Annotated in this window: 8 protein-coding genes and 1 pseudogene; 3 read left to right on the forward strand and 6 right to left on the reverse strand. The window is 73.5% G+C overall.

The annotated features are described in order from the left end of the window. Nucleotides 1-150: 150 nt before the first annotated feature. Together aceB and aceA are read right to left on the reverse strand one after the other, a co-directional pair. Nucleotides 151-1,932 carry a malate synthase A gene (gene aceB / locus ASE27_RS19305; RefSeq protein ID WP_082609160.1) on the reverse strand — a complete coding sequence of 594 codons (1,782 nt, stop codon included), beginning with the start codon at nt 1,930-1,932 and terminating at the stop codon, nt 151-153. 108 nt (nt 1,933-2,040) lie between these two features. Beyond that, the gene (gene aceA, locus ASE27_RS19310) at nt 2,041-3,456 is read right to left on the reverse strand and encodes an isocitrate lyase (RefSeq protein ID WP_235535504.1); all 1,416 of its coding nucleotides are present in this window, start codon (nt 3,454-3,456) and stop codon (nt 2,041-2,043) included. A gap of 177 nt (nt 3,457-3,633) precedes the next feature. On the opposite strand from aceA, the gene ASE27_RS19315 reads away from it, so the two are divergent. Then, nucleotides 3,634-5,160: a helix-turn-helix domain-containing protein gene (locus tag ASE27_RS19315; RefSeq protein ID WP_082609161.1), complete on the forward strand. Its 1,527-nt coding sequence runs from the start codon at nt 3,634-3,636 to the stop codon at nt 5,158-5,160. 79 nt (nt 5,161-5,239) lie between these two features. On the opposite strand, the gene ASE27_RS19320 is transcribed toward ASE27_RS19315, so the two are convergent. Further along, a complete protein-coding gene (locus tag ASE27_RS19320) occupies nt 5,240-6,850 on the reverse strand; it encodes a methionine--tRNA ligase (protein ID WP_082609162.1) in 1,611 nt (536 codons plus the stop codon). A gap of 258 nt (nt 6,851-7,108) precedes the next feature. Beyond that, a complete protein-coding gene (locus tag ASE27_RS19325) occupies nt 7,109-7,747 on the reverse strand; it encodes a TetR/AcrR family transcriptional regulator (protein WP_056654530.1) in 639 nt (212 codons plus the stop codon). Nucleotides 7,748-7,803: 56 nt separating this feature from the next. Here ASE27_RS19325 and ASE27_RS20020 point away from each other — a divergent pair, with 56 nt between their 5' ends. Then, entirely contained in the window at nt 7,804-9,009 is a 1,206-nt protein-coding gene (locus tag ASE27_RS20020) for a saccharopine dehydrogenase NADP-binding domain-containing protein (RefSeq protein ID WP_082609163.1), read from the forward strand. A 359-nt stretch (nt 9,010-9,368) separates the two neighbouring features. Here ASE27_RS20020 and ASE27_RS21055 read toward each other — a convergent pair. Next, a pseudogene (locus ASE27_RS21055) lies at nt 9,369-9,563 on the reverse strand (helix-turn-helix domain-containing protein); the annotation flags it as partial. Between the two features lie 103 nt (nt 9,564-9,666). Here ASE27_RS21055 and ASE27_RS19340 point away from each other — a divergent pair. Then, nucleotides 9,667-11,172, forward strand: a complete 1,506-nt coding sequence (locus tag ASE27_RS19340; protein WP_200955990.1) for an MFS transporter — start codon at nt 9,667-9,669, stop codon at nt 11,170-11,172. Nucleotides 11,173-11,257: 85 nt separating this feature from the next. Here the strand turns inward: ASE27_RS19340 and ASE27_RS19345 are convergent, their stop codons facing one another. Continuing rightward, the gene (locus ASE27_RS19345; protein ID WP_082609165.1) at nt 11,258-13,132 is read right to left on the reverse strand and encodes an alpha/beta-hydrolase family protein; all 1,875 of its coding nucleotides are present in this window, start codon (nt 13,130-13,132) and stop codon (nt 11,258-11,260) included. Nucleotides 13,133-13,248 lie beyond the last annotated feature (116 nt).

Genomic DNA, 13,248 nt, shown 5'->3' on the forward strand with positions numbered 1-13,248 from the left:
GTGGTCGCTATCCCCTCGATAACGACCACAACCTCGTTCTCGGCACCCGCGGGCACTCGGCACCCGCGGGCACTCGGCACCCGCGGGCACTCGGCACCCGCGGGTCCCCAGCCGCCCAGCCCCCGCAGGCACCGGCCCGCGCTCAGGTGGTCAGCCCTCGCGCGGCCCGTCCACGGCCGACCCGACCAGGAACTGCGAGTACGCCCCGATGGTCAGGAACGTCGGGAAGTCCTCGGCGAGCGCGACGGCACGGAACACGTGCGCGGCCTCGTCGACCCGGTTGCCCTCCCCGCGCGGCAGGTCGTCGACGACCTCGGCGAGCAGCGCCTCGACGCGGGCCCGCGTGATGGGCACGCCGTTCTCGGTACGGGTCCCGGACGCGATCCACTGCCACACCTGCGAGCGGGAGATCTCGGCCGTCGCGGCGTCCTCCATGAGGTGGTCGATCGCCGCGGCGCCCACGCCGCGCAGCCACGACTCGATGTACCGCACGCCCACCGAGACGTTGGACCGCAGCCCGGCCGCGGTGACCGTCGCGCCCGCACGGCGCACCGACCCGATGTCGAGCAGCTCGTGCTGCCCCACGCTCACGTCGTCGCGCAGCCGCGAGACCTGGTGCGGCTGGTCGCCCAGCACGGCGTCGAACTCGGCACGCGCCGCGGGGATGAGGTCGGGGTGCGCGACCCAGGTGCCGTCGAACCCGTCGCCGGCCTCGCGCCGCTTGTCCGCGCGGACCTGCTCGAACGCCTTCTCGGTCACGTCGGGCCGGCGGCGGTCGGGGATGAACGCGCTCATGCCGCCGATCGCGTGCGCCCCGCGCCTGTGGCACGTCGCGACGAGGAGCTCGGTGTAGGCCCGCATGAACGGGGCGGTCATGGGCACCTGCGAGCGGTCGGGCAGGACGTACTGGTCGCCGCGCGTGCGGAACGACTTGATGACCGAGAACAGGTAGTCCCAGCGGCCCGCGTTGAGCCCCGCGCAGTGGTCGCGCAGCTCGTGGAGGATCTCCTCCATCTCGAACGCGGCGGGCAGGGTCTCGACGAGCACGGTCGCGCGGATCGTGCCCTGCTCGATCCCCAGGTACTCCTGCGCGAACACGAACACGTCGTTCCAGACCCGCGCCTCGCGGTAGCCCTCGAGCTTGGGCAGGTAGAAGTACGGTCCGCGGCCGCGCTCGACGAGCTCGCGTGCGTTGTGGAAGAAGTACAGCCCGAAGTCCACGAGCGACGCCGAGGCCGAGACCGCCACGCCCGCGCGGTCGACGTAGCGCAGGTGCTTCTCGATCAGGTGCCAGCCGCGGGGCCGGAACACGATGGTCGGCAGGTCGGTCAGCTCGGTCGAGCGCAGCGCGTACTCTCTGCCCTCGGGGGACGTGAACGCGAGCGTGCCGCGGATCGCGTCGTGCAGCGCGAGCTGGCCCTCGATCACGTTGCGCCACGTGGGCGACGACGCGTCCTCCTGGTCGGCGAGCCACACCTTGGCGCTCGAGTTGAGGGCGTTGATCGCCATCTTGGGATCGGTCGGGCCGGTGATCTCGACGCGCCGGTCCTCGAGGCCGGGGGCTCCGTGCGAGCCGGCGACGCGCCACGACGGGTCGTCGCGCACGGGCCGGGTCGCGGCGCGGAAGTCGGGGTCGATCCCGTCGGCCACGTCCTGGCGGCGCTGCTGGCGGTCCATGAGCAGCCCGTGACGGGCGGCCAGGAAGCGGTCGTGCAGCGCGGTGAGGAAGTCCAGGGCTTCGGGGGTCAGGATCTCGCGGTAGCGCGAGCCCAGGTGTCCGGTGACGTCCAGGGTGCCCGACGGCGTCGCGCGCCGCGCGTCGTCGTCGCGCCCCTGGTGGTGGCCGGGGTGCTGACCGGACGAGGTGGGCCGGTCGGACGAGGTGCGTGACGTCGTCGGGCCGGACGAGTGGGTCGTGAGGGTGCTGGTCATGGCGGGCTCCGATGGTCTGTGCCGCGAGGTAGAGGGGAGTGGTCGAGGTAGAGGGCTGGAGCCCTCTACCTCGACGCGAGACCTCTCCCTCGGCGAGGCGGGCAAGGCTTAGTGGAACTGGGCGGTCTCGGTGGACCCGGCGAGCGCGAGGGTGGCGCTGTCGGGGTTGAGAGCCGTGGCGACCCGGTCGAAGTAGCCGGTGCCGACCTCCCGCTGGTGGCGGGTGGCCGTGTAGCCGTCGACCTCGGAGGCGAACTCGGCCTCCTGCAGCTCGACGTAGGCGCTCATCGCGCGGTCGTTGTACCCGCGGGCGAGCTCGAACATGGAGTGGGACACGGCGTGGAAGCCGGCCAGGGTGATGAACTGGAACGCGTAGCCCATCGCGGCGAGCTCCTTCTGGAAGCTCGCGATCTGGGCGTCGTCGAGGTGCTTCTTCCAGTTGAACGACGGCGAGCAGTTGTACGCGAGCTTCTTGTCGGGGAACTGCGCGTGGATGGTCTCGGCGAACCGGCGGGCCAGCTCGAGGTCCGGCTCGCCCGTCTCGACCCAGATGAGGTCGGCGTACGGGGCGTAGGCCAGGCCGCGCGAGATGACCGTGTCGACGCCCGGACGCGTCCGGTAGAAGCCCTCGGCGGTGCGCTCGCCCGTGAGGAACTCCTGGTCGCGGGGGTCGACGTCGGACGTGATGAGGTCGGCGGCGAGCGCGTCGGTGCGGGCGATGATGACGGTCGGGACGCCCGCGACGTCGGCGGCGAGGCGGGCCGCGTTCAGGGTGCGGATGTGCTGCGAGGTCGGGATGAGGACCTTGCCGCCCAGGTGGCCGCACTTCTTCTCGGACGCGAGCTGGTCCTCCCAGTGCACGCCCGCCGCGCCGGCCTCGATCATCGAGTGCATGAGCTCGTAGGAGTTCAGGGCGCCGCCGAAGCCGGCCTCGGCGTCGGCGACGATGGGGGCGATCCAGTCGCGTTCGGGCGTCCCGAGGTCCGATTCAGCGGTCTCGATCTGGTCGGCGCGCAGGAGCGCGTTGTTGATGCGGCGCACGACGGCCGGGACCGAGTTCGCGGGGTAGAGCGACTGGTCCGGGTAGGTCTGTCCCGACAGGTTGGCGTCGGCCGCGACCTGCCAGCCGGAGAGGTAGATGGCCTTGAGGCCCGCACGCACCTGCTGCACGGCCTGGTTGCCGGTCATGGCGCCGAGCGCGGCGACCCACTCCTCGGTGTGGATGAGGTCCCACAGCTTCTCGGCGCCGCGACGGGCCAGGGTGCGCTCCTCGCGCACCGAGCCGCGCAGGGCGACGACGTCCTCGGCCGTGTAGTCGCGCTGGACGTCGGCCCAGCGAGGGTCGGTCGACCAGGAGAGCGCGAGGTCGGCCGCGGACTGGCGCTGGTCGCCGGCCCGTGCCGGGGAGCTGACAGAGGATGAGACGGGGGCCGTGACGGCCTCGGTCCGGGAGGCCGCGGACGCCGGGCGGGGCGTGGCGTACTCGTTCTCGGAGCGACGGCTGATGATGGGCGGGGTGGTCACGGGGTGCCTCCAGAGCTTCGTTGCGTGCGGTGGTACTCGTTCCGGTCGCCGCTCGGGGTGAGCGATGGCCGTGGAACGACCTTCCTTCGCCGCGCAAGGGGTCCACAAGGACTTCTTTCGTAGAAGAAGTCGAGTTCTTCTGTTGTGCGCAAGGAGTGACGTGTGTCACCCTCAGTCATGGCAACTGAACCCGGCCCGGCGCAGAAGATCGCTGCGCCGCCCCGCGAGAACCGCGGCCTCCTCGGCGGCACGCTGGCCGTCGAGGACGAGGCCGACGCCCTGACGATCGGCCGCCGCATCCGGCACCTGCGCACCGAGAAGGGCATGACGCTCGACGACCTGGGAGCCGCGATCGGGCGGGCACCCTCGCAGGTGTCCGTGATCGAGAACGGGCGACGCGAACCCAAGTTCTCGCAGCTCCAGGCCATCGCACGCGCGCTCGGCGCGAGCGTCGAGGACCTGCTCTCGGCCGAGCCGCCCACGCGCCGGGCGGCCCTCGAGATCGAGCTCGAGCGTGCGCAGCGCGGGCCGCTGTTCGCCTCGCTCGGGCTGGGCGCGGTGCGGGTCGGCAAGTCGCTCCCGAGCGACGCGCTCGAGGCCATCGTGGGGCTCCAGCGAGAGCTCGAGCGCCTGCACACCGAGCGGGCCGCGACCCCCGAGGAGGCGCGCCGCGCGAACACCGAGCTCCGCGCGACCATGCGAGCCCAGGACAACCACTTCCCCGAGCTCGAGACCACCGCGCGCGAGCTGCTCGACGGCGTCGGGCACGCCCGCGGTCCCATGTCGCAGCGCGTGGCCGCGGACCTCGCGACGCACCTGGGCTTCTCGCTGCACTACGTGCACGACCTGCCGCACTCGACCCGCTCGGTCATCGACCTGCGCCACCACCGCGTGTACCTGCCGAGCACGGGCACGCGCGCGTCGAGCGACCCGCGCTCGGCCCTGCTCCAGGCGCTCGCGTCGCACGTCCTGGGCCACCACGAACCGCGCGACTACGCCGAGTTCCTGCGCCAGCGCGTCGAGGCCAACTACCTCTCGGCCGCGCTGCTGCTGCCCGAGCGGGACGCGGTCAAGCTCCTCAAGGAGGCCAAGGACGCCCGCGAGATCTCGGTCGAAGACCTGCGCGACGCGTTCTCGGTCTCCTACGAGACCGCGGCCCACCGGTTCACGAACCTCGCCACGACGCACCTGGGCATCGGGGTGCACTTCATGAAGATCCACGAGTCCGGGATCATCCACAAGGCCTACGAGAACGACGGCGTGCGCTTCCCCGCGGACCCCCTCGGCGCGGTCGAGGGCCAGTACGTGTGCCGCAACTGGACCGCGCGCACGGTGTTCGCGGTCGAGGACAGGTTGAGCCCGTTCAGCCAGTACACCGACACCCCGACCGGCACCTACTGGTGCACGTCGCGCGTCCAGGACTCCGACGACGGCCAGTTCTCGGTGAGCGTGGGCGTGCCGTTCGCGCACGTCAAGTGGTTCCGGGGGCGCGAGACGAGCGAGCGAACGGTCTCGCGCTGTCCCGACGAGTCGTGCTGCCGGCGACCGCCCGTGGCCCTGACCGAGCGCTGGGGCGACCAGTCGTGGCCCAGCGCGCGCCCCCACGCGAGCATGCTCGCCGCGATGCCCGTGGGGGCGTTCCCCGGGGTGGACCAGACCGAGGTCTACCGGTTCCTGGAGGCGCACGCACCGGCGCTGCGGTAGCCGTCTGCTGAGTGCGGAGCAGGTGTCGTGCGCCCCGGCGTGCCGCGCCTGGGCGGCTCCGCACCCAGCGGGAAGCGGGTCAGCCCAGGCGCGGGAAGACCGGGTCGGGGGTGCCGACCCGGTCGTCGCCGACCCCCTGCCCACCTGCCGCCGCGGCCGGGAAGAGCTGCTCGCGGAGCCGCGCGGCGCCGTCGGGCACGAACGGCGAGAGCTCGGCCGCCACGACCCGGCACGCCTCGACGAGCCGCGCGAGCACCTCGTCCAGTCGTCCACCCGCGTCCGTGTCCCCGGCGCACTCGCGGGCTGCGAGCTCCCACGGCTTCTCGGCGTTGACGTACCGGTTGGCCGCGTCGACGATGCGCCACACGGCCCCGGTCGCGGTCCGCAGGTCCGCGTCCGCGAGGGCCGCGTCCACGGCAGGGGCGACCTGCCCGACGGCGGAGCCCAGCTCGCCGGGTGCGCTCGCCCGGGTGCGGGGGAGCGCGGGTACGACGCCGTCCCGGAACCGGTGCACGAGCGTGAGCGTGCGGTTGACCAGGTTGCCCACGCCGTGGGCCAGCTCGTCGTCGTGCCGCGCGACGAGGCGCTCGGTCGTGAACTCGGCATCGCCCAGGAGCGGGACCTCGCGCGCGAACCACCAGCGCAGCGCGTCGGTGCCGTAGGCGTCCACGAGCCCGACGGGGTGCACCGCGGTGCCCGCGGACTTGGCGAGCTTGGCGCCACCGGCCGTGACGTAGTCGTGCACGTGGATCGTGGTGGGCAGCGGCTCGCCCGCCGAGAGCAGGAGCGCGAGCCAGTACACCGCGTGGAAACGTGTGATGCCCTTGCCGATCACGTGCACGCGCTCGTCGCCGCCGGACCACCAGGTGCGGTAGTCGTCCGCGGCGCCCGGGTCGGCCTGGTCCGAGCCGTAGCCCAGCGCGGTGACGTAGTTGGTCAGCGCGTCCCACCACACGTACACCACCTGCGAGGGGTCGCCCGGGACGGGGACGCCCCACCCGTCCGAACGGGCTGCGGGCCGCGAGACGCTGAAGTCCTCGAGCCCGGCGTCGACGAACGCGAGGACCTCGTTGCGCTTGGCGGCCGGGTTGATGCGCACGCGCCCCGTCGCGATCTCCTCACGGATGCGGTCGCCGTAGCGGGACAGCCGGAAGAACCAGTTCTCCTCGACGACGCGCTCGGGCAGGGGCACGTGCTCCGGACAGCGGCCCGACGCGTCGAGCTCGTCGGGGGTGTAGAACTGCTCGCAGCCCGCGCAGTACAGGCCCTCGTAGGAGCGTCGGTGGAAGTCGCCGGCCTCGGCGCAGCGACGCCACAGAGCCTCGACGCCCGGCCGGTGACGAGGGTCGGACGACGTCGACAGGAAGTCGTCCGTGGACAACGACAGCGCGGGGCGCAGGGCGCGGAAGTCCTCGACGCGCTCGGCGACGAACCCCCCGACCTCACGGTCCGCAGCGCGGGCGGCGCTCACGTTCTTGAGGGCGTGGTCGTCGGTGCCGGTCAGGAAGCGGGTCGGCCGCCCGCGCAGGCGTGCGTGGCGAGCCAGGACGTCGGTCTGGACCAGCTCGAGCGCATGACCCAGGTGCGGGTCGCCGTTGACGTAGGGGATCGCGGTCGTGACGTAGAAGGTGGGGCCGGCGGGCGGTGCGGTGCTGCCGGCCGGCGTGGGCTGTGCGGGCGGGACGGTCATGGCGCAGGGTCCTCTCGGGGACTGCGGCACCTCGGCGGGTGCCTCGACGGACGCCTCGACCGCACCGGGCCCGGACACACGAAAGGCCTCGCTGCGGCGAGGCCTTGGGTGGTGACGAGCGCGGTCAGCGCATCACGAAGGGCCCCGGGTGGGGCGCATCATGACGGTCGACGAGTGGCTCATACGGTCGACCCTAGCAGGGGAGCGTCGGTGGCCCGAGAGCCCGGCGGCTCCCGTGCGGCGGTCGGGCAGCGGCGCTCACCGACCCGCCGTGCCCGACGCGTCGGACGACGCCAGGAGCTGGAGCGCGAGCGCGTCGGCGGCCCAGTCCTGCCACGCCTGGGGGGACCATCCCAGGTCGAGCACGAGCGTCCCGTAGGTGTCGGGGCCGAGCAGCGTGTGGGTCACGTCGGCCGCGGCCTCGGTGCTGGTCCGGAGCGTCGCCTTGCGGGCGAGCGCGGCGGTCAGGGTCGCGGCGACGGTCCGCCGCTGGTCCTGGTTCGCGGCCCACAGGTCGGTCAGGGCGGGCAGGCCGGGCGCGGCGTCGCGCAGCACCCGCAGCAGCGGGGCGACGCGGTCCAGGACGGCCCGGGCGCCGGCGGCGTGCAGGGCGAGGTGGCGTGCGGGGTCGGGTTCGGCCAGCACCTCGTGCACCCAGGGCCGGTCGAGCGTCGCGACGTCGTCGTGGTCGCCCGCGACGCGCACGTCGAGCAGCTCCTTGAAGAGCGCGTGCTTGGTGCCGAACGTGTAGTAGATCGTCTGTGTCGCGACGCCTGCGGCTCGGGCGACGTCGTCGACCGAGGTGCGGGTCCAGCCGTTCTCGACGAAGAGCTCGTGCGCCGCGTCGAGGATGCGGGTGCGCGTCGCGCGGGCCTTCTCGGCGCGGGTGGGCGGCATGGGGACTCCTCGGGGACGATTGACTGTAGTGAGACTACAGTGATATTCACTAGAGCATGACTCTAGTGAATGCACGGGACGTGCTCGTGATCGGTGGCTACGGTGCGGTGGGCTCGGTCGTGTGCGCACGGCTCGCCCAGGCCGTCCCCGGCCGGGTGGTGCCCGCCGGGCGCAGCCTCGCCGCGGCGCAGGAGGCGGCGCGCCGGATCGGCTCGCCCCGAGCGGAACGGGTCGACCTCGCGGACCCCGCGACCCTCGATGCGGCGCTCGTCGGGGTGGGCCTCGTCGTCCTGGCCGTCGAACCGGGCGACGACCGGGTGGCCCGGGCGTGCCTCGCGCGGGGCGTGTCGCTCGTGGACGTCTCGGCGTCCCGCGGCCAGCTCGAGGCGACCGAGCTCCTCGACGAGGTCGCCCGCGAGGCGGGCGCCGCGGCCGTGCTGAGCGTGGGGGTCGCACCTGGGCTCACGAACCTGCTCGCCCGGCGTGCGCACGACCTGGTCGGCGGTGCCCAGGAGATCGACGTCGCGGTGGTCCTCGGCGGGGGCGAGGCGCACGGCGCGGACGCGATCCGCTGGACGGTCGACGGCCTGGTCGGACCACGGCCCGACGGCGGTCCTCGCCAGGTCCTGCTGCCCGCCCTCGGGCGGCGCACGGTCCACCCCTTCGACTTCTCCGACCAGCACGCCCTGCGCCGCACGCTCGACGTGCCCCGGGTGACGACCCGGTTCGCGCTCGACTCCCGCGTGCTGACGGCGGCGCTGTTCGGGGCGCGGCGCTCGGGCGTGCTGCGTGCGTTCCGCGGCGCGCGCGGGCGGCGCGCGCTCGCGGCGGTCTTCGGTGCCGTGCGCGTGGGCGGCGACCGGTTCGCGCTCGCCGCCACGGCCTGCGACGGCGACCGTGCGGCGCAGGTATCGCTCGTCGCGTCGGGCCAGGGGAGGGTCACCGGGCTGGTCGCGGCCGAGGTGGCGCTCGCGGTCCTCGCCGGGCGCGTCCCGCCGGGCGTTCGCCACGTCGAGCAGGTCGACGGCCTGGCCGACCTCCCGGAGCGGCTCGTGGCGGCCGGGGGAGACGCGGCCGTCGAGCTGTTCGTCGACGGGGTCGCGGCTCAGTCTCCCGCGGTGGTCCCGGTGTCGCGCGCGCTCCACATCGCGAGCCAGTCCTCCCACGAGGGGCCCGGGGGAAGGGCCTCGGAGGCGGCGGTCGCCGGGGAACCCGCTGACGCGGCGGCCTGCGCGAGCCCGGCGAGCGTCACGCCGAGATAGCGCAGGTGGAGGGCGTCGGCCTGCTCGCGCGGCAGGGGGAGGGGCGGGCGCAGGTGGGTGATGAGCAGCATCAGGTCCGCCGGGGTGAGGGTGGCCGGCACGAGGCCGGCCTCGCGGTCGACCGCCAGGAGCTCCTCGAGCGCCCCGTGCAGCGCGGCGGACGCGGTGTCGACCTCGGGCGTCGCGGGCGGGTGCTCGCCCGAGGAGATGATGAGCGGGCCGAACGACTCGAGGATGTGCCGCCGCAGGAAGGTCTCGACGGCACCCGTCGCGGCGACCTCCGCGGTGCCGGCCTCGTGGGCGCACTCGCGCGCGATCTGCGCGAGCTCGTCGATCGCCGCGACGTGCAGCGCGCGGACCAGGGCGTTCTTGGTGCTGTAGCGCCGGTAGACCGTCCCGACGCCGACGCCTGCCCGCTCGGCGACCTGCGCGATCGTCGCCTCGGGACCGTGGAGGGAGAAGACCTCGCGCGCTGCGACCAGCACGTTGCGGTCGTTGGCGAGGGCTTCGCGCTTGCGACCGGCGAGCGGCGGCGAGGTCGGGTCCGGAGGCATGCCTTCACGGTAGCCGTCGTGGATGCTACTTTGGAACGGAACGGAGATTCCGTTCCGTTCCACCCGCTGCCGGTCCGCCGGCCATCGACCGAGAGCCGTGCCCGTGACCCGTCCTGCCCCCACGTCCACCGCCACCCTTCCCGGCACGTCCACCGCCACCCTTCCCGGCACGGCCACGGCCACGGCGCCGTCGGCCCCGCCCGGAGAGAGCGGCTCGGGAGTGCGGGCCAGGCCGGCCCTGGTGATCCTTGCCCTCTCGACCGCGGTCCTGGCCTTCTCGCTCATGCAGACGCTCCTGGTGCCGGCCCTCCCGACGCTGGGCGAGGCCCTCGGGTCGGGGCCGCAGGGGACGGGATGGATCCTCACTGCCTTCCTCGTCGCGGGTGCCGTGCTCGCCCCTGTCGTCGGCTCGCTCGGCGACCGCTACGGGCACCGTCGGGTCCTCGTCGTTACGCTCGTCGTCTTCGCCGCGGCGACCGTGGCCGCGGGCCTCGCGCCCAACCTGGGCGTCCTGCTCGCGGCGCGCGTCGTCCAGGGTGTGAGCACCGCGACCTTCCCGCTGGCCCTCGCGATCTCGCGCCGGTCGCTCGACGGTCGGCACCTGGTCACCGCCCTCGGGTGGCTGTCCGGGATGGTCGGGGTCGGGGCGGGCGTCGCGCTGGTCCTGGGTGGTCTGATCGTCGAGTCCCTCTCGTGGCACTGGCTCTTCTGGTCGACCGCGGCCCTGGTCCTCGTCGCGCTCGCGATGGTTCTTGCCTGGGTCCCGGCGGCACGCGTCCGTCCTGCGGGACGCGCGGCGCGCACCGACTGGGCGGGGACGATCCTGCTCGCGGGAGGTCTCGCAGGGTTGCTGCTCGCGGTCTCCCAGGGCCGGTCGTGGGGGTGGACGTCGCCGCTGACCTGGGGCGTCGGGCTCGCGGCGGTCTGCGCCCTGGCCGTGCTGGTCCTGGTCGAGCTGCGGTCGGCCGCTCCCCTGGTCGACGTGCGCACGTTCCGCAACCGGTCGCTCGTGATCACGAGCGTCCTGACCCTCGCCCTCGGGTTCGTGCCCTACGTGTTCTACGTGAGCCTGCCGCTGATCCTCCAGGCGCAGCCCAGCGCCGGGTCGGGACTCACGGTCACGCAGACCGGTCTGGTGCTGCTCCCCAGCGCGGTCCTGGTGTTCGTGGGCGGGCGCGTCGCTCCGGCGCTGAGCATCCGCTTCGGCGCCAAGTCGTTGGCGATCACGGCCGTCCTGGTCATGGCCGTCGCGGGGGCGGGCCTGGCCGTCTGGCCGGGCGAGATGTGGTCCGTCCTGGTGTTCTTCACGCTCCTCGGGCTCGGCAACGGGATCGGGTTCGCGGTGTGCGCGCAGCTCGTGACGATGCTCTCGCCGGCCGACGAGGTCGCGGCCGCCACGGGGCTCAACGCGGTGCTGCGCACGGTCGGGTCGGCCGTCGCGGCCCCGGTCACGACCGCGCTCCTGGCGGGGGCCGTGGTCCAGGGCGGGACCGTCTCCTCGACGACCCCGTTCTCGGTGGCCTTCGGGCTCGCCGCCGTCGTGGGTCTTGTCGCGCTGGTGGTCGCGGGGGCGCTGCCGTCGGCGCGCGCGGGCGTCGCTCGCGCCTGACCTGTGCTCGCCCAGGAACGACGACGGCGGCGCGCACCCTCCCCGAGAAGGTGCGCGCCGCCGTCGGGCGCGGGGAGCGGGTGCCTCAGCCCGTCGAGCTCGACGCGGCCGGCTGCTTGGTCAGCATCTGCTCCTTGAGGCGCAGGGTCTCGTCCTCGTCCCAGCCGTCGGGGGCATTGAGCGCCGACCAGCCGTCGGCGTACTCGAGGTAGTAGACGTGCCCGTGACCCGCGGGGATGTCGGAGGCAGCGGCCACGAACAGGTCGCCCGTGAGCTGCCAGAACGTCACGACGGGTCGCCACTCGACGGCGTCGAGCACGTCGGGCCCGTGGGGCTCGCGCATCCAGTCGGGCTCGGACCACAGCGTCGTGGGGGACCACCACGTGACGCCGTCGGACGCGTGCTGGACGTACACGACGCGCGGGGTCTCCCACGTGCCGGGCACGGACCAGATGTTGGCCGCGCTCGAGACCTCGGTGCCCCACCGGACCTGTGCGCCCTCCTCGTACACGGGCGAGTACTCGAGCGAGCCGGCGTCGCGGTGGGTCGTGAAGTCGGTCCAGTTGGGCGTGAAGTTGGGCGTGCCCACGAACATGGCGCCGTCCGTGCGGGTCGTCATGTCCTGCAGGCCGCTGAACGCGCCCTGCGCGCCGAACGAGCCGAGCGAGATCCCGAACGCCATGAGCCGGGGACGCGAGTCCTCGGGCTGCTTCGACCACGCCTCGTACACGGCCTCGTAGAGCGCCTTGCCCGCGTTCGGCGGGGTGCTCCGGTCACCGACGAAGCTGATCCAGCTCGGCAGGTACGAGTACTGCATCGAGGCGATCGCGGTGTCGCCGCCGTGCATGAGCTCGAGCGAGTTGCTCATGCCGGGGTCCACCCAGCCCGTGCCGGTCGTGGTGGCCACGACCAGGACCGAGCGGTCCCAGGCGTTCGTGCGGTCGAGCTCGTCGACCACGCGCTGCGCGGTCGCGTCGAGGTCGCCCTCGGGGTCGAGGCCCGCGTACACGCGGATGGGCTCCTGGACGTCTGCCGGGTCGATCACGTCGCCGCCTGCCGCGAACTCTGTCAGCTCGGCCTGCGTGGGGCCGAGCGCCACGAACCGGCGCCCCTCGGCGCCGAGAGACTCCCAGGACGAGCCGGACTCGGGCGAGCCCGACCGGTCGGGCGAGGTCGGCGGGGCGAGCTTCGGGTCGATCTGCTCGTTGGCGCTCGCGTAGACGTTGTTGAGCATGTGCAGCGCCCCGGCCCAGATCACGCCGTTGAAGAGCAGCACGACCACGACCGCGACGATCACCCCGCTCAGGAAGCGGGCGATCGGCTTGGGCATGATGTTGTCGACCAGCAGGCTCACCCACTGCGCGACACGGCGCAGCGCGCGGCCGAGCTGCAGGACGCCGATCGCGATGAGGACCGCGACGAACACGACCGCGACGTCGTTGGCTGGCGCCTGCTCGGGCATGCCGAACAGGGCGCGCAGCTCGTGCTGCCAGCGCGCGCCGAGCACCAGGAAGAGCGGCACGAGGACGATCGTCGCGGCCCCCAGGACCCACCAGGCGATCCGGCTCACGCGCGGGCTCCAGCGGATCCGCAGGCCCACCTTGAGGGCGAACCACTCGACGAACGCCCCGATCCCGTACCCGCCGACCATGCTCATGCCCGTGATGAGCGCCTGGTAGTACCAGGCGCGGGGGATGAGCGAGGGCGTGAGCGAGTAGCAGAAGAACAGGAGGGCGAGGACGAGCCCGGTCGTGGAGAAGCGCCGTGCGTAGTGCTGGAGCCACGCCCACGCCCGACGGCGCCGCGACGGCCGGGAGCCCGGCTCGCCGTCGGGCGTGGTCGAGCGCGCGCCGGGCTCGTCCGTCGGCCCGGCAGGTTCGGCCTGGCCGACGGGCTCGGCGACCTCGGGCGACCCGGCGTCCGGAGCGTTCTCGGGCTTCTGCGTGACGTCTGGCTGCACGGGTGCGATCGTACGGGGCTGGGGGTTTCGCGCCACCGGGCGCCGGGTGAAGCGGACGAGCCGGGGGCCCGACGGGCCGGACGGGCCCGCGGTTCCGGCCCGCCGGCACCCTCACC

It is taken from the genome of Oerskovia sp. Root918 (genome assembly GCF_001428945.1).
Taxonomy (GTDB): Bacteria; Actinomycetota; Actinomycetes; order Actinomycetales; family Cellulomonadaceae; genus Oerskovia; species Oerskovia enterophila.